Here is an 18,294-nt window from a genome sequence, read left to right as displayed (position 1 = left end):
TCTAAAGAATAATCTCTTTAGACGTTATTTTTATACGACATTATTTAATTTAAATACATAAGCACTTTGTTCATGTGCTAGTTTGATACGTTTCTGTAATCGTTCCATATACGCTCGGTATATATCTTGCGCTTCATCAATAGACACGATATTAAAGTTAATCCCATCCCCTACCGGCAATTGGCTAAGCCGAGGTAGGTCTGCGGTAATGATAGTGCCTATTTTTGTATAGCCCCCTGTTGTTTGGCGATCTGCCATGAGGACAATGGGATGACCATTCGATGGCACTTGGATAGAACCAAATACGGCACCATCAGAAATAATATCTGCACTGTCTACGTGTTCAATTTCAGGACCATCTAAGCGGAAACCCATACGGTCACATTCTACAGTCAATGTATAGATATTATCACTAAAGGTCTTAATTCCCTTCTCGGTGAAATGTTTTGCCTGATCACCTAATACAACGCGTAATGGTTCATGACATTCACGGCCCCCACGGTTATATAAGGCGGTATTGAATAGAGTATGCCCTTCGCCACGGTAATCGCAGACATGCACGTCATCTCTGGTGAACGGTTTGATGCCAAGTTCATCGCCCTTTTGTAATGGTCGCCCCTCAAGGCCCCCAATTTTCGCCTTTGTATGGGTCGATACACTGCCGTTGATGCTTGGCACGTCGATACCTCCAGAGAAAGAAATGTACATGCGCACGCCACATTGGCTAAAACCGCCGGAAATGACATCGCCGTCGTGACATACAAATGGAATATATCTCGGTACTCGTACACTATTGATGGTTGGTTCCATATCGGCCCCTGTGAAAGCAACGATACATGTGCCTTTCACGGTGAGTGTAGGCGGCAACAATGTGCACTCTAAGGCACCTGCCGTTTCTACATTACCTACCAGCGCTTGCCCCAACAGATAGCTTTCACTATCCATAGGACCTGCTACAGGCATACCATATTGTTGGAACCCAACGCGACCTTTATCTTGAATGGTAGTGTACATGCCAGGTGCATTTACGTAGATAGATAATTTATTAAACTCATTAATAGCCACGCAACTCACCTACCTCTACTTCATACATGGATGGCGCATACTCCGCCCCCAATGCTTTAATACGATTATATTCCGCTTCATCTATCGGCACATAGCGCACATAGTCGCCAGCACTCAATAGCGCCGCTTGTTTCTTAGACATGTCATACATGGTTACCGGTGTACGGCCAATGATTTGCCAGCCCCCTGGAGAGTCAGATGGATACGTGCCAGTTTGTTCCCCTGCAATACCTACAGAGCCTGCAGGTATCAATGTTCTTGGTGAGGACAAACGAGGTGTTGCAATACGTGGATCCATGCCGCCCAAATAGGTAAAACCAGGAATGAAGCCAAGCATATATACCAAGTAATCAGTACCACTATGAATGGCTACAACCTCATCTTCAGTTAGATTATTATGAGAGGCTACAAAACCGAGGTCTGGACCAAACTCACCACCGTACACGGTAGGAATTTCTACGACGGTAACAAGTTCATTAGCATTATCTGTTACAGTCTGCTCCAATGTAGGCTCAATGATGTTACACAATTCTGCATAGGAGTATAACATAGCATCATATTGCAAAAGCAATGCACAATAGGTAGGTACTAATTCAATAATGCCCTCTAGATTCAGCTCTTGAATTCGCTCTATCGTTTGACGAATATGTCGATTAATCTTTGGATCGATGACTTGACCAAAATCAATAGAGATAGCGCAATCCCCTACAGGTGAAATTATAGGTTTCATAGGTATCTCCTTCCTAAAACCAGAAAGAACCATTACCTTCAAACGAAAATAATGGTACTTTCATAATTATCAAATTAACCAAGTAATTTAGCAATGCCTTGTAAGGATGTAACGCCGATGTAAGCTGTTACAAGTACTACAATCCATCCTGTATAGTATAACAGTTTATTATGTTTGTAGTCTCCTACGATTTCAGATTTATGAGTAGCAAAGAGCATTACTGCCAATGTAATCGGCAAGATCAAACCGTTTACGGAGCCAGCCAAAATCAACAAGGATGCTGGTTTACCAATGAAGATCAAAATACATGTAGAAACGAAGATAAATGTCATAATAGTCAATTTCTCATTGCGTTCTACCACTTTGAACAATGTTTTTAAGAAGGACACGGATGTGTACGCTGCACCTACTACAGATGTTAAGGCTGCACAGAAGAACACGATACCGAATAATTTATGACCGATTTCACCAGCCCCAAGAAGGAATGCAGAGCCAGCTGGATCTTTAGGATCTAACGCAAAGCCCATGGACACAACACCAAGAACGGCTAAGAATAACAAGATACGAACCACTGCATCTACGGACATACCCATGAAGGCTGCACGACGTACATCTTTCAAATGTTCTTGACCAGTGATGCCCGCATCGATAAGACGGTGACCACCAGAGAATGTAATGTAACCACCTACGGTACCACCGATAAGGGTAATAGTTGCAAGCCATGGATAATGCGTTGGTGCCACCGCATGAGTAACCGCTTCAGCCACTGGAGGGTTTGTAGAGAACGCTACATAACCAATTAATACAAGCATTACCGTACCAAGAATTTTAGCGGTGTTATCTAGTACACCACCCATTTTTGGAGATGCGAACAATAGAATACCCAAGATACCACTGATAGCCGCTGCAGTCGTTGTATCAATACCAAACACAATGTTTAGGCCCATAGATGCGCCCCCAATGTTGCCGATATTGAACGCAAGACCCCCAAGAGAAATCAAGAATGCTACGAAATAGCCAAGTCCTGGCAATACTTTATTTGCAATATCTTGACCACGCATTTTAGATATACCAATGATGGTCCACACATTAAGCTGTGCAATAATTGAAAAAATAACAGACACAATGATGGCAAACGCAAAGTCTGCTTTTAAATCATTCGTAAACGCCGCCGTTTGTAACATAAAGCCCGGCCCAATAGAGGACGTGGCCATCAAGAAAGCTGCCCCCAAGAGGACAGATAAACTTGCTTTACCTGAAATTGGTTTCATAAAAACCTCCACACATTAATTTATTTATTAACGATCTATTATGTATTTACTATTTACTACATATTTACTATTTATTACGTATTCACTATTTATTACGTATTTGCTATGTATTGCTTATTTTCTAATGACCGTTTTACTATTTACGGTTTTGAAAATTAGCCACTGTAACACCCGCTTTTGTAAGGCCTTCACGAATGTAATTTGTGAAAGCTATCGCTTCTGGGTTATCGCCGTGTACGCATACGGAATCAGCTACAATATCAATAGTGTTGCCTGTATTAGTAATGACCTTGCCTTCTGTAACCATCATAAGAACTCGTTCAAGAGCCTCTTGAGGGTCTTTTATGAAAGCACCTGGTTCTGTACGAGGTACCAATGTACCTTCGTCGGTATAACCACGGTCAGCAAAGACCTCCTGAATTACAGGAATACCTCGACGTTCTGCTTCTTTAGCAATATAGCTACCGCTCAACACCATAGCTGCAATATTAGGGTTTACCGCTTGTAAGCCATCTAATACGGCATCTGCCAATGCAGGGGTTACACATGCGGTGTTATAAAAAGCACCGTGTAATTTCATATGTTGCAATGTAACGCCATAGCTATCACAGAAGGCTTGTAGTGCACCAACCTGATATATCATATATGCTTTAGCCTCTGCAGGATTGACTGCCATTGCTCGACGACCAAAGCCCATTAAATCAGGATACCCAGGATGAGCCCCTACGGCTACGCCCTTTTCCTTGCACATGTGAACTGTAGCATCCATAATGAGAGGATCCCCAGCATGCCATCCACAGGCAACATTAGCACTTGTGACGTGATTTAACACTTCACCATCCATGCCTAATGTGTAGTTGCCAAAACTTTCACCTAAATCACTATTTAGATCTACATAATGTGACATCAATAATCTCCTCCCTTTCTTCATCTCTTTTTTAAATTCTATAGAATATTGAATTTATAGTTATGATTATACTAAATAAATCGATATATTAGCAATGATTTTTATCATATATACAAAATTTCTTTATTAATACACATATTAAAATGCATATTAAGACACAAAAAAGCACCCCACATTATGTGGGGTGCTCTCAGTATCAATAGGTCTATCATTAGTTTGTATATGGAGAGAGTTGTAAGGGATTCATTAGTTAGTGTCGATAGCCTATCGATTATTTATTATCCTTGGATGCAGCATCATCAGCTTGTTTGCTATCGCCTGCAGCTTTATCATCTGCAGATTTATCATCAGATGTATTAGCAGCATCTTTGCCGCTAATTACAATGTGACCATCCTTCACATCAGCAAGCAAGTGTTTTGCATCGATGTGATCCAAGTAGAAATCAGTTACATTATCGCGAATTTCAGATTCGATAACACGACGTAATGGACGAGCGCCCATAGTTTTATCGTAACCTTGTTCCATCAATAATTCTTTAGCTGCTTCAGTTACATCAAGAGTAATTTCTTTTTTAGCTAAAGTTTTATTAACTTGATCAAGCATTAAATCTACGATTTGTTTCAAATCTTCTTTTTTCAATTGATTGAATTCGATAACTCCATTGAAACGGTTTAAGAATTCTGGACGGAAGAATGGAGCGATACGATCCATTACATCTACTTTGTTTTCATCGTCCTTATCTTGACCATAGCCAAAGCCTGCGTTAGATGTAGCAATGATAACAGTGTTTTTGAAGTTTACAGTGTTACCTTGACCATCTGTTAAGCGACCATCATCTAACACTTGAAGAAGTAATGTAATAACTTGAGGATCTGCTTTTTCGATTTCGTCGAACAATACGATGGAGTAAGGATTACGACGAACACGTTCAGTCAATGTGTTGGAGTTATCTTCGTAACCAACATAACCAGCTGTAGCACCAATCAATTTGGAAACTGCTGTGCGATCACTGTATTCGGACATATCCAAGCGAATGATAGCATCTTTGTTACCGAACATATCAAGTGCTAATTGTTTAGCCAATTCTGTTTTACCAACACCAGTAGGACCTACGAATAAGAAGCTACCGATTGGACGGTTACCTTCGTCAAAGCCTGCACGGTTACGACGGATTGCTTTAGATACAGCTTCTACTGCTTTATCTTGACCGATTACATGAGCTTGTAAACGAGATTTCATGTCTTTCAAGCGTTCAATATCGGATGCACCCATTTGAGATACAGGGATACCAGTCATTCTTTCAACAGCTTCAGCTACATCGTTAACTTGAGCCACAACCTTTTGGTTTTCAGTGTGATTATCGATTTCTTCTTGTAATTTTTGAATACGCATCTTTTCATTAATAGCGGATTCGTAATCTTCTTTTTGAGCAAACTCTTCTTGTTTTGCTTTAGCTTCTGCAATATCTGCTTCTAATGTTTTAATATCAGTTACAGGATGTTGGGAAGCCAAGTGAGCTGCTGTTACATCGATCAAGTCGATAGCTTTATCTGGCAAGCTACGTTGAGGAATGTATTGTACGGAATAATCTACAGCTGCTTTCAACACAGCATCTGGCAATTCAATGTTATGATGCGCTTCGTACAATGGGCGAATGCCTTGTAAAATTTTGAAAGTATCTTCTGGAGATGGTGCATTTACCTTAACTTCATTGAAACGACGAGCAAGAGCTGCGTTTTTCATAATTGTGTTACGATATTCATCTTGTGTTGTAGCACCGATAACAGTCATTTCACCACGGGACAAAGCAGGTTTCAAGATATCTGCCAAACCTTTAGAACCTTGACCATCACCTGTGGAACCAGCACCCAAGATTTGGTGGATTTCGTCGAAGAACAAGATAATGTTACCAGCAGCCTTAACCTCTTTGATAAGGTTTTGGATATTTTCTTCGAAAGAACCACGATATTGAGTACCCGCTTCCAAACCGGAAATATCGATGGAAATGATTTCTTTATTTTTAATAGCTGCAGGAACATCGCCATTAACAATTGCTTGTGCCAAGCCTTCTACTACAGCTGTTTTACCAACACCAGCATCACCTACGAGTACAGGATTGTTTTTAGTACGACGTGCAAGGATTTCTGCTGTTTCTTGGATTTCTTTATTACGGCCAATAACAGGATCGAGTTTACCATCACGAGCTTGTTGCGTTAAGTTTGTACCTAACTTAGCAAGGATGCCATCTTGTTTCATTTTACCTTGTTGTGCAGCTTGAGCAGCTTGCATTTCTTCATTAGAAGGCAAACGACCAGTTTGACGATAGAAAGCAAACTCTTCTGGAGTTACTTCACGACCATTAATTTTATAACGACGATTTTCTGTGGAATAACCACCCATGTTACCCATCAATTGATTGAACAAATCATTCATGCTACCAAAGTCGCTACCAAAGTTATTGAAGTTGTTGTTCATATAAATTACCTCACTTTTTGACTACAAGTATATCAGTTTGACTTTTTAAGTCTTTTTAATTTCTTGCTTTATTTCTAGGTTTCTTCAACCTTATGACATTATAATAATCTCATTAAGTCAAAAAGTCAATAGGTCAAAGATAAAATTTTTGACTTTTTTTGACTTTTATTTTGACTAATTAGATTTATATGACAAGAATATAGATAAATGCTGGGTTTGTGAGAGATAATTAAATTTGAACTTTTGAGTTTTTTTATGTAAAAACAAAAGACCATTCGATGAATGGTCTTTTATTAACAATATTACTTTGATTTTTTGTATTTTGCTCTAAATCCATCACGAAGTACAGCATAACGTAATAAATTTCTTATAAAGGATTGAACATTAGGATTCCTCCACTCTAACAAGCGAGAACTATCAAGACAACCTAAGTATATTCTATCACCTTTTATCAATTCAGGAGCTCTTTTTTGAATATAAGCAATTAGCGATTTTTTAGGAAGTGCTCCATCACGCCCTCTTGTTATAGCACCATTGTGTGTAATTTCAACCATATCAGCTTCAATATCAAACTCACAAAATTTATCCAAATTCAGCTGTAATGAATGATGTCTAGTTTCTTTATTCGTTATAGATATATTTAATTGAGTCCTACCAATGCTAGTCCCCCAATGGGGATCATTTTCTGTATGTGCTGTAGCACATATACTGATACCCAATACTTGATCTTTGCCTTCATGGTCCTGAGCGATAAATAAGCGCGTCCAAGTTTGATACGTTCCGCCACCACGATTTCCAAAAAAAGTAAATCCTCTAAAACAATCTTCTGTTACACCTATCCTATTTAAAATATTTGAAGATGAAATCTTCTTTAATAATAATAGATTCAAAAGATTAAGATAAAATTCATAATTTTCTTTAGGACTATCCTCACCAATATATCCCATATTCAAAAAATTATTTTGTAACATTTTAGATTTAATATCCTCAAATGTATAAGGTTTATCTTTACTTTGCTTAACAACCTTTACTTTTGATTTTAGAAGTTCTTGATACGAAGGGACTTTATCTATTTCTTTAAGTTTTCCATTTTTAAATTGATATACTATAGCATTTACACCATTAACAAGCATAATATATTCTGCACCAAGAATGTTCCGATATCTTACAGCTTGATCTAAAACTATATTACAGTCAACATCAATATAAGGCGCTTTACACTCAATTACCATTAATGCTTCTTCTTGTTTATCATCTCGATAAACAACAATATCAGCTCTCCCTCTCAACCCCTTCTTCACATGGCACATAGGCTCTTCTACACGAATGCGTTCTATTGGTACACCAAGCTTATTTTGTAAAAATATAATCGTTTTTTGGCGGACTTCTTCTTCTGGTGTTTTCTGAACTAAAAAATAGCGAATAGGATCAAAATAGCATTTTCCATCTTGTTTACGTTCTTTAAGTTTTATTGACTTAAAAATACCCTCTATATTTTTCATTAAAATCTCCCTTACAATATTAAACGATCACACTTCACCTTTTCTTCATTTTCAACATTATAGCATAAATAAGGGTTATAGGACAAAAAGTGTTGCTATTTCAGTCCCAAAGATTGGTAAATAGGCGATCATAATTATGCAAATCGCTCCAAACAATAGCATCACCCCAAGTTGGAATAGAGGCTTCTAACCTAGATTGTTCATGTATGGTATGATATATATCAGAAATACTCTTGTTGGTCGGCATAACCTTAAGTATTTCTGCATTAGAAAGCGGGTTCGGTGAGTGCATATAGCACCACCAGAACACCGCTTTTATTCGTCTTTCAATAGACATTCCTCTATGATTACGTAACATAGCGCGTAACTGAGCATTTACGCCACCTTCTATACGATTATTAGTAGCCGGACAGGTACATGTTAATGATGTATCTAAGTAAGTAAACAAACATCTTTTATTGATTAATTTAATTAAGGAATTTTCTGCTTTTATGAGTCGTTCGTGTTTAGGTCGTATCGTACCATTTTCGTCAACGGTCATTTCTGATAGAAATACTCTATGTCGTACTTTCCATGACATAACGTTTTGTACCCACTTTACGGCATGATCTTGTGTGTGTATCGTTAATAAATCCCTTGCAATTCCATATAATTCACGGCCAGCAATCGTTTTAGGACGTATTGTTGTATAGCGTTTTACTTGTTGAAATGCGTGAAATAAGCATCTTTGTAGTTTGGCCTTCGGCCAAACTTTTTTTAATGCCTTTTGAAAGCCGGTACCACCATCGGATACAACTACTGTAGGTGGTGAAATACGTCGTAATAAAGCCTCCCAAGCCTTAGAATGTTCATATCTACAAACATACCAGCCTAAGACATGCGTCTCATTACAACAGATTAAAATGCAAGCATTTCTAGCTAAATAAATACCATCAACAAATACTACGCTACTTGATGATTCAACTTTTGGTGGTAATGGCCAAAGTTCCCAAAACTGTGATGTTTTTCTCCGAAATGAACGTCCATCACCAGCCATATCTAACTGTGTGTGTTTACCAAATAACCAATCCAAAAACATCTGTAAATTATTGTTAGTTTTATTCACTTTATTTGTGAATGAGCAAGAACATTGATTACAATACCAACGTTGAGAACCCGCATTTGTTCTACCATTTTTCTTACAAATGAAACCACAACTAGGGCATCTGACTAGTTTCATAATTATACTCCTTCTAAAAAATATATCTTTCTAGAAAGATAAAACCTTATTTGAGTCAGTAAAATCAAGGGAGTTCAGACTTTTTAGCAACACTTTTTGTCCTATATGTAAAAGTTACTCAAAAAGATAAAATGCCGATAGAGCCAGTATTTAACTACCTCCATCGGCATTAACAGCAACACTTTTTGTCCTATAACCCATAAATAATTACTAGCTGTCTTTTAGGAGCATTAACACATAAAAAAGCGGATAGCTCATTACGAGCTATCCGCTTATTTCTTTGGTGATCCAGGAGGGATTCGAACCCCCGACCCACGGCTTAGAAGGCCGTTGCTCTATCCAACTGAGCTACTGAACCATGTGGATTACCTATATATGTAATTATCTATTATAGTATAAATTATGTACTATGTATCGTCAACTGTGCTCTATTGCAGTTTACCCTAAAAAAGGCAAAAAAAAATGGAGCGGGTGAAGGGAATCGAACCCTCGCGACCAGCTTGGAAGGCTGGGGCTCTACCATTGAGCTACACCCGCAAATAAAAAAATGGTCGGAGCAGCAGGATTCGAACCTGCGACCCCCTGGTCCCAAGCCAGGTGCGCTACCAAACTGCGCTATGCCCCGTCATTAATTACTTGCTAATTATAGCAAACCTGGTAGTTGATGTCAACCACTACTCTTGCTGAGTTTTTACTCTGTTAAGTATCGCTCTGCAACGAAAATTATTATATCATTGATACAAATTAGTGACAAGTACTTTTTTACAACTTCATTAATTTTTTAAATTTTATTAGTACATATAAAAACATGCACCTCTTTCGAGGTGCATGTCATATTATTCTATAGTTATTTTATGGTTATGCCAATGCTTTTACAGCAAATAGATTAACCTTCGTAGCTACCGTCTTCTATTACGCCAGGGTTTTTAGCGATACCTTGTTTTACAGCAACTTCAGCAACGGCTTTAGCAACCGCTGGAGCTACGCGAGGATCGAATACAGATGGCATTACGTTTTCTTCGTTCAATTCGCTATCAGGAATCAAGTTAGCCAATGCATCAGCTGCAGCTAATTTCATTTCATCAGTGATTTGAGCCGCACGTACGTCGATAGCACCGCGGAATACGCCAGGGAATACTGCTACGTTGTTGATTTGGTTAGGAGCATCGGAACGACCAGTACCAGCGATGCGAATACCAGCTGCTTTCATATCAGCATATGTTGCTTCTGGGTTAGGGTTAGCCATTGCGAATACGATTGCATCGTCAGCCAAGTTTTCCAAAATTTCTTTTGTAAATGCACCTGCTGCAGATACACCAAGAAGAATATCAGCACCTTTAGCATTTTCAGCCAAGTTGCCATGTTTTTCTTCAAGTTTAAGCAAGTCGATCAATTCAGCTTGCAAGGAGTCAAGACGTTTGTAGTCTTTGTGCAATACGCCAGAAGATACTAACAATGTAATATCACGAGCGCCTGCAAGGTATAACAAACGAGCAATGTTTGCACCAGCAGCACCAGCACCGTTTACAACGATTTTAGCAGTAGCTAAATCTTTTTTAACTAAACGAAGAGCGCCTTTTACACCAGCCAAACATGCGATTGCAGTACCGTGTTGGTCATCATGGAATACAGGGATTTCCAATTCTTCTTTCAAACGGTTTTCGATTTCATAGCATTTAGGAGAAGAAATATCTTCCAAGTTAATGCCAGCAAAGTTTTTTTGCAATAATTTTACAGTGTTGATTAATGTATCAGCATCTTTTGTATCTACAACCAATGGAATGCAGTCTACATCGCCGAATTTTTTGAATAATAAAGATTTACCTTCCATTACAGGCAATGCTGCTGCAGCACCGATATCGCCAAGACCAAGTACACGAGTACCGTCGGATACAACGGCAACCATGTTGGAACGGCAAGTTAATTCAAAGGATTCTGCTTCATTATCTTTAATACGCAAGCATGGTTCTGCTACACCTGGTGTGTAAGCTACAGATAAATCATGAGCGTCTTTTAATTCATATTTTGTCCCTACAGTAAGGAAACCTTTTAATTCACGTTTTTTTTGTACAGCTAATTCACGTACGTCCATAATAATTCTCCTTTGTGGATAAACTCGGACTCTTTTGAGTCGGTAATTAATACCTTTAACTAATTGTATTATACAAAATGATATATAACAATTCAAGTTTTTTCGATATAGTTTTCCGAATATTTTAGAATTAAATTTAATTAATCTAATTTAGTAATAAAAATGATAATTAAATAAAAAGTAGATAAGCCATATACGACTTATCTACTTTGGTACTATATACATATTATCCGATAGGACACATAGCATACAGAATATATATTTTATTTATGCTTTTACAGATGGCAAGTTACGACCATAGAAAATTTCCATCATTTCTTGTTTTAATTGATGTTTAATTTGTTTGATTTCTCGTTCACTCAATTCAGATTCAGTAATCCCAAAGAGATAGTTATCTAAATCAAATTCTTTTAACATCATTTTTGTGTGGAAAATATTTTCTTGATATACGTTTACATCAATCATGTTGTACATGTTACGAGTTTTTGCGTTGATGTAGTTTTGGATGGAGTTGATACGATGATCGATATAGATTTTCTTACCAGATACATCACGTGTAAAGCCACGTACATGGTAGTCCATTGTAAGGATATCGGAATCAAAGCTTTGAATCAAATAATTAAGTGCTTTAAGGGGAGAAATCTGACCACATGTAGATACTTCAATATCTGCACGGAACGTACTAACCCCTTTGTGCGGATGGCTTTCAGGATAAGTATGTACAGTAAGGTGAGATTTATCAAGATGCATGACTACATCTTCCTTTTCAATTTCCTCTTCAGAAATCAAAATCGTAACAGACGCACCTTGAGGGTCGTAGTCTTGTTTCGCTACGTTAAGGATGTTAGCACCGATAATGCGGCTTACTTCCGTTAAAATAGCTGTTAAACGATCTGCATTGTATACTTCATCAATGTACTGAATGTATTGCTTTTTCTCTTCTTCCGTACGAGTATAACAAATATCATAAATATTAAAACTCAATGTCTTTGTGAGATTATTAAAACCATATAATTTCATTTTAGGCTTTGCTTTAACTGGTGTATCCATGATATGTCATAACCCTTTCCATGCATAGACTTACTATTTTTTTGAAAGCTTACCCCGTCGAGGCTCAAAGCTTTTACCATATAACTAAACAATATCTTGTTTATACACAAACTCTACACTAAACTGTCCATTATCGTAGGTAACGATAGCAAATGTACCGCCTGAGCGGTCACGAGCCAACGATATACTGCCGGGATTCACAAATACCGCATCACGAACACGAACCTCACCATGATGATGACTATGACCGGACACGATGAGTCGCGCCCCCATATCAGTGCCTAACTCAATCAGTTTTTGTATTCGATTATAATATGATACCTCATGACCATGAGTCATGTAAATATAGGTATCCTCTAGAGGAATCAACTGTTCTCGCGGTTCAAGAGGCTGTACACGGTCATTATTACCGCGCACTGCATACACAGGAATATCAGTATGTTCCTGCATATAGCGTGCATCATCGCCATAATCACCAGCATGAAGCCACATATCAATTTCTTGGTCTGCTGTAGCCTCCAAGACAAGATCTATATCATCTAGATACCCATGGGTATCACTTAAAATACCAATTCGTTTCATTTTATAAGTTCTCTAATACTATTATATTACATATTTATATGAACTATACCATATAGTTCGAAAATATTAAAGCTTGTTAATTAATTTGCGTAAAGCACGTCCACGGTGGCTGATGGTTTCCTTTTCTTCAATGCTAAGTTCTGCCATTGTCTTTTCAAATTCAGGTACATAGAAGTATGGATCATAGCCAAAACCATTGTCTCCTTTTGGCTCATCTTGAACAAGTCCATCACAATAGCCTTCAGCTGTCACTTCACGGCCATCAGGATATACAAGTGCTAAGGCACATACATAATGACCTGTACGGTCGCTTTTACCTTGTAGTTCATGAATTAACTTTTCATTATTAGCTTGATCATCACCATGATGACCAGCATAGCGAGCAGAATACACGCCTGGCGCCCCATTAAGAGCATCTACAGTGATGCCAGAGTCGTCAGCAAGGCATGGACGATTTGTTGCCTTTGCATAATAGTGAGCTTTTAAAAGAGCATTTTCCATAAAGGTTGTACCAGTTTCCTCTGGTTCCTCAATAGAAATGACATCTTTTACCGGTACACAGTCGATAGATAAATGAGAGAAAGCCTCAGAAAATTCACGAATTTTCCCTTTATTACCTGTAGCTAATACGATTTGTTCCACCTTACACCTCCGGAGCTGTAGGATATACCTTACCTACTTTATCTGCTGTTGTGCCAAGTACTTCCCGTTGTTTTGCCATGAGCTCATCTGTAGCAGCCTCTGCTAAATCAAGTAATGCATTGAGCTCATCACGGTTAAAGGTACCATGTTCACCTGTACCTTGTACCTCAACCATATTACCAGAGCCGGTGCGCACCACGTTCATGTCAACGATAGCTGCACTATCTTCTTCATAGCAAAGATCCGTAATAGGCCCCTCTGGATCAATACCTACGGAAATAGCTGCGCAGAAGTCAGTAATCGGGAATTTACCTGCGCCACCAAAGGTGAAGTCCACCGCATCAACGAGGGCCACAAAAGCACCTGTAATAGAGGCTGTACGCGTACCTCCATCGGCTTGAATTACATCGCAGTCGATCGTAATAGAACGTTCACCAAGTGCTTCAAGGTCTACAACGGCGCGCAAAGCACGACCGATAAGGCGTTGAATTTCTACAGTGCGGCCCGTTTGTTTACCCTTTGCAGCTTCACGGCTTACGCGAGTTTTCGTAGAACGTGGCAACAAGGAGTATTCTGCTGTTACCCACCCTTGACCAGATCCTTTTAGCCAGCGCGGCACAGAATCCTCCACAGTAGCTGTACAGATAACCTTAGTCTTACCGCACTCAATGAGTACAGAACCTTCTGCATACTCTGTAAAATTCCGTGTTATTTTAATAGGTCGTAATTGACCTGCTGTTCTATTATCGCTGCGCATAGGAACCTCACCATTCTAAATCTAAACATTAGAACGCCCCTTACACAAAGGGGCGTTATCTTTTCTTATTATATCACAATTTAACTATTTTTTATCACTACGAATCAGATTATAGTTACTAATTCTAACACAGTATGGTTCATTATCAGGAGCCACAACTTTGAGAATCTACCACTATACCTCGTATTGTCCATCGCCAAGTGGATCTACCACAACATAACGGCATGCACCGCCTTCTGCTTTAGCCCGTTTGGCCTCTGTAATGGCATCTTGACGAGTTTCCTCATCAGCTTGCCAAGGAATGAACATGGCATAAACACTTTGTGGCCCATAGGGTCCATATTGACCATGTGAAAGTACGCTATGCCATCCAACTTTATTTTCGTACATGCGCACCTTTTCAAGGCGTTCCTCTTGTACACCTGTTTCATCGTAGTACACATTGTAACGGTTCGACCATATATCGCCTACACCGGTGCGTTCCTCTTCAGCCATCTTATGACGGTTAGCCCATTGCACCTTCCACTTAGCGATAAGGTCATCAATATAAGCGGTTACATTTTGACTTTGCTTATATTTAACAGGGTCAAAGGCAGGTTCGACAACCTTGCTGTAATCAAGACCTGCCATAGATAAAATGATACCAGTATTTACATATGGCAATGCTTCTTGTACGGAGTAACCACCTTCTAAGACAGCTATATCTGCTTGCAATAAATCCACAAGCTCAGCATAGCCCTTTGCGGTTACCTGCATATTAGCCAATGGATCGCTAAAGTGATTATCTTGCCCTGCAGAATTAATAACAATGTCTGGATTGAATTCCTCTAAGATTGGCAATACTAACTCACGCATAACCTTCATCAAGCCTTCGTCACCAGTCCCAGGTGGCAATGGGATATCTATATTTCCACCGATAGCCTGTGGACCACCGAATTCATCCATAAAGCCTGTGCCAGGATATAAGGTCCGTCCATCTTGGTGGAAACTAATGTATAGCGTATCTGGATCATGGTAGAACACATCTTGAGAGCCATCACCATGATGTACATCTGTATCCACCACAGCAACCCGTTTAATACCATAGGTTTGACGCATATGCTGAATCATGACAGCTTCAATGTTAATGGTACAGAAACCACGAATACCATGAACCATGGCCATCGCATGATGTCCTGGCGGTCTTACTAAGGCAAAAGCGCGATCTACTTCACCGCGCATAACCGCATCAGCAGCGGCAATAGCACCACCTGCAGACACACGATGTGCTTCCGTTACCCAGGACTCTAAGTCAGGAGCGCCCACATGAACGCGCTCTATGGTATCCCAATCGGCCACGATAGGATTATATTCCACAATATTGGGTATATCTAATAAGCCTTCCTCAACGATTTGGTCACGCGTATACAGCAATCGCTCTTGTCGTTCTGGGTGGGTTTCAGAAATCTTCCAGTCGAAAGCAGGGAAAAATACAAGCCCTAAACTATGATTTGATGTATTTTTGTCAGTATTTAACATATTACGTACACTTTTATGGGTATTAATAAGCCCATGACGCTCACGATAGGATAAACCTTTATTCCACATACTGTTTCACCCCCGCTGCTAATTGTACTTTTACAGTGATTAATCGTTCCATCGATTGCCAGCCCTCAACAACAGGGAAATCTTCCATACTAATGACCTCTATATCTTGGTCTTTACCAAGACCTAAACGCAAAGCTTCTTCACTGAGAGCCTCTTTAGCTCGTTCCACCACTTGTTCTACTCGCTTCAACGTACAGGTTTGTTGTTTAATCCCTAGTTCAGGAATAACGAGTAAGCGTCGTTTTGTATCGACATGAACAGTGAGTTCAATGGTCGATAATGCTAGGGCTGCTCCGATAGCATTCGCCACCGCCGCATTTTCTGGTATGGTAATCGGTAAATCCATATATTTACCTATGCTAGGTCCAAGGCTTGGCGCCGTCCCACCTACTACCACGATTTGAGCAGGCACAAATACATCGGGGTTCACAATATCCGCTACTACATAGATAGGTCGTTTGTTTTCTGCCCTTACCACCTCATCTACGCCATGCTGAATTGTTTGCAACGCCTTATTTACGATTAATTGAGCAACGGTAGAAACATTTATATCCCCTGCTAATTGTAGTTGAGTCTGAACTGCCTCTCCTTTTACACTAACAGTTAGTTTACTAGCCAATACCTCCATAGCTCGTTCAGCTAATTCAACCTTACCATAGCTCGCATACCCTAGTACGATGAGAGCATCCCCTAGTGTAGGTTCTGTCCCACCTAATGCTACCGATGGGCCCACCCGTTCAGGGCCGACAGTAATTTCACCATCTACAACGCGAACGACAGATTCACCGCCAATACCAACAGAGGTAACGGCAAAGGAGCGTACCGCACTTGGATATTCACGAATAGATACACCACTTTTAGTCATCAATGGGCTGCCTTGTTTCCACAAAGAAATATCTGTAGTGGTACCGCCAATATCTAAAGCAACTGTATGTTCATTCCCAATAGCTCCAAGAGCAGATAAGCCCAGTACGGTTGCCGCAGGTCCTGTAAAAGCAGTTTCTACAGGTCGACTTACCATGTGCTCCATAGGAAGAGAGCCCCCATCGGCCTTTAATATATGAAGTAGAGCCTTAATGTTTCGCACGCTTAACGCATCTTCTACATTCTTCTTAAATACTGTAAATACCGGCGTTACAGCGCTATTAAAATATGCGCTAATAGTGCGACGTGGAAAATTCAAAGAGCCGCTTAATAAGCTGCCATTAGAGATAGTATTATATCTATCTTTCAATGCTTCTGTTATAGATAATTCTTCTTGAGGATTGCGTACCCCAAATTTAGCAGATACAGCAGCCAAATCTGTGCCACTGCGAGATTGTACCATTTCGGCTATATGTCGAACTGCATTTGTAGGTGTACGTTCTACCACAATACCTCTATGATCAGTATAGCCTTGAAGATAGATAGGATTTACAGGGAATATATCGTCCACATTCCGGCCAGGTCCCGTTACTACAAATAGGTCTACCACTTGCTCTTTCTCTTCCACGATGGTGTTTGTTACCACAGTAGTAGACAGCGTAACTTGATCAATATTTGTAGTATCACAATGTTGGAGAATGGCATCAAGGGCCTCGCCTATGCCTTGCATTAAATTATCTTTGGTAGTCCGTCTTTTAGCAGATGCTACTACACGATGGCCATCGATGATGACCGCATCTGTGAAAGTACCACCTACGTCTAAACCTAGTAACATACGACCTCCTAATTAGTATAAAAAAAGCTGTACCCATCTCTATGTGATGAGTACAGCCTTCTGTTATTTACCAGATACAGATGCGTAATTTTTAATGATAACAATCGGAGTCATTTGGCTATCATTACCAAATGGATTGTCAATCAACAATTGTGCAATTTTATTACCGTCAATGCCACGGCTTGTACCTAACACAGCGGAACGTTTCAAGTCATTAACGTCAGCTACAACAGCGCCATAACAGCCTGTGCGAGATACGATTTTCTCAGCTACTTTATCTGGATCCTTCGGACCAAATACGATGTGCTTGTCGAATGGAGGCATTGTACCAGTTACATCATCTGTTAAAGATGCTGCACGAGCAATTGCATAGAATACACCTGGTTTGCGGAAAATCTTAGCAATAGCACCTAAAATAAAGGCACCCAATACTTTCCATTTACCATCCAAGTTCATAGCGGATTGCATGCCATAAATGGATGCCATAGATCCATCTGGATGGATAAAGCGATTGATTAAACGCGCTTGCCAGCAAACATTTAGCTCTTCAGGACGTGTAAAACGACCTTGTGTAATAGCTACTACAGATTCAGCTACACATACGATATCTTCAGGTCCAATATTATGACCGCCAAATTCAACGATAGCATCCACGATGTCATCATTATCTGTAAGAATACGTGTTGGCACACATACTAACTCTAATTCTGCCATT

Annotated in this window: 15 protein-coding genes and 3 tRNA genes; all 18 read right to left on the bottom strand. The window is 39.6% G+C overall.

All coding sequences use genetic code 11. The annotated features are described in order from the left end of the window. Positions 1–30: 30 nt before the first annotated feature. The 18 genes from VEIS1202513_RS02210 to VEIS1202513_RS02125 all read right to left on the bottom strand — a co-directional run bounded on the left by VEIS1202513_RS02210 (position 31) and on the right by VEIS1202513_RS02125 (position 18,293). A complete protein-coding gene (locus VEIS1202513_RS02210; RefSeq protein WP_371732224.1) occupies positions 31–1,074 on the bottom strand; it encodes a 5-oxoprolinase subunit C family protein in 1,044 nt (347 codons plus the stop codon). After that, a complete protein-coding gene (pxpB, locus tag VEIS1202513_RS02205) occupies positions 1,055–1,795 on the bottom strand; it encodes a 5-oxoprolinase subunit PxpB (protein ID WP_213467722.1) in 741 nt (246 codons plus the stop codon). The genes VEIS1202513_RS02210 and pxpB overlap by 20 nt, the downstream gene beginning before the upstream one ends. A 74-nt stretch (positions 1,796–1,869) precedes the next feature. Continuing rightward, the gene (locus VEIS1202513_RS02200; protein WP_213467721.1) at positions 1,870–3,066 is read right to left on the bottom strand and encodes an NRAMP family divalent metal transporter; all 1,197 of its coding nucleotides are present in this window, start codon (positions 3,064–3,066) and stop codon (positions 1,870–1,872) included. A 136-nt stretch (positions 3,067–3,202) separates the two neighbouring features. Then, complete coding sequence (locus VEIS1202513_RS02195) at positions 3,203–3,973, bottom strand: LamB/YcsF family protein (RefSeq protein WP_213467720.1); 771 nt, start codon at positions 3,971–3,973, stop codon at positions 3,203–3,205. 271 nt (positions 3,974–4,244) lie between these two features. Beyond that, a complete protein-coding gene (locus VEIS1202513_RS02190; RefSeq protein ID WP_213467719.1) occupies positions 4,245–6,449 on the bottom strand; it encodes an ATP-dependent Clp protease ATP-binding subunit in 2,205 nt (734 codons plus the stop codon). A gap of 302 nt (positions 6,450–6,751) precedes the next feature. Continuing rightward, entirely contained in the window at positions 6,752–7,951 is a 1,200-nt protein-coding gene (locus VEIS1202513_RS02185) for a type I restriction enzyme HsdR N-terminal domain-containing protein (RefSeq protein WP_213467718.1), read from the bottom strand. Positions 7,952–8,051: 100 nt separating this feature from the next. Then, positions 8,052–9,170, bottom strand: a complete 1,119-nt coding sequence (locus VEIS1202513_RS02180) for an IS1249 family transposase (RefSeq protein ID WP_213466934.1) — start codon at positions 9,168–9,170, stop codon at positions 8,052–8,054. A gap of 281 nt (positions 9,171–9,451) precedes the next feature. Further along, a tRNA-Arg gene (locus VEIS1202513_RS02175) sits at positions 9,452–9,528 on the bottom strand. A 105-nt stretch (positions 9,529–9,633) separates the two neighbouring features. Beyond that, a tRNA-Gly gene (locus tag VEIS1202513_RS02170) sits at positions 9,634–9,707 on the bottom strand. Positions 9,708–9,718: 11 nt separating this feature from the next. Further along, positions 9,719–9,795: transfer RNA gene (locus VEIS1202513_RS02165), tRNA-Pro, on the bottom strand. A gap of 261 nt (positions 9,796–10,056) precedes the next feature. Further along, positions 10,057–11,262 (bottom strand): NAD(P)-dependent malic enzyme, encoded by a 1,206-nt coding sequence (locus tag VEIS1202513_RS02160; protein ID WP_129823773.1) that lies wholly within the window; start codon positions 11,260–11,262, stop codon positions 10,057–10,059. A 267-nt stretch (positions 11,263–11,529) separates the two neighbouring features. Further along, entirely contained in the window at positions 11,530–12,312 is a 783-nt protein-coding gene (gene speD / locus VEIS1202513_RS02155; protein ID WP_060924105.1) for an adenosylmethionine decarboxylase, read from the bottom strand. A gap of 84 nt (positions 12,313–12,396) precedes the next feature. Beyond that, positions 12,397–12,894 (bottom strand): metallophosphoesterase family protein, encoded by a 498-nt coding sequence (locus VEIS1202513_RS02150; protein ID WP_024066691.1) that lies wholly within the window; start codon positions 12,892–12,894, stop codon positions 12,397–12,399. 66 nt (positions 12,895–12,960) lie between these two features. Further along, the gene (locus VEIS1202513_RS02145; protein ID WP_213467717.1) at positions 12,961–13,536 is read right to left on the bottom strand and encodes an XTP/dITP diphosphatase; all 576 of its coding nucleotides are present in this window, start codon (positions 13,534–13,536) and stop codon (positions 12,961–12,963) included. A gap of 1 nt (position 13,537) precedes the next feature. Beyond that, on the bottom strand, positions 13,538–14,293 hold the full coding sequence (gene rph, locus VEIS1202513_RS02140; protein WP_213467716.1) for a ribonuclease PH: 756 nt from the start codon (positions 14,291–14,293) through the stop codon (positions 13,538–13,540). A gap of 174 nt (positions 14,294–14,467) precedes the next feature. Then, positions 14,468–15,880 carry a histone deacetylase family protein gene (locus VEIS1202513_RS02135; RefSeq protein WP_213467715.1) on the bottom strand — a complete coding sequence of 471 codons (1,413 nt, stop codon included), beginning with the start codon at positions 15,878–15,880 and terminating at the stop codon, positions 14,468–14,470. After that, on the bottom strand, positions 15,870–17,579 hold the full coding sequence (locus VEIS1202513_RS02130) for a hydantoinase/oxoprolinase family protein (RefSeq protein ID WP_213467714.1): 1,710 nt from the start codon (positions 17,577–17,579) through the stop codon (positions 15,870–15,872). The genes VEIS1202513_RS02135 and VEIS1202513_RS02130 overlap by 11 nt, the downstream gene beginning before the upstream one ends. Before the next feature lie 63 nt (positions 17,580–17,642). Further along, complete coding sequence (locus VEIS1202513_RS02125; RefSeq protein ID WP_005387981.1) at positions 17,643–18,293, bottom strand: coenzyme F420-0:L-glutamate ligase; 651 nt, start codon at positions 18,291–18,293, stop codon at positions 17,643–17,645. Between the last annotated feature and the right edge of the window lies 1 nt (position 18,294).

The organism is Veillonella orientalis, from assembly GCF_018406505.1.
Lineage (GTDB): Bacteria > Bacillota > Negativicutes > Veillonellales > Veillonellaceae > Veillonella > Veillonella nakazawae.
This window is presented reverse-complemented; position numbering and strand designations above follow the sequence as displayed.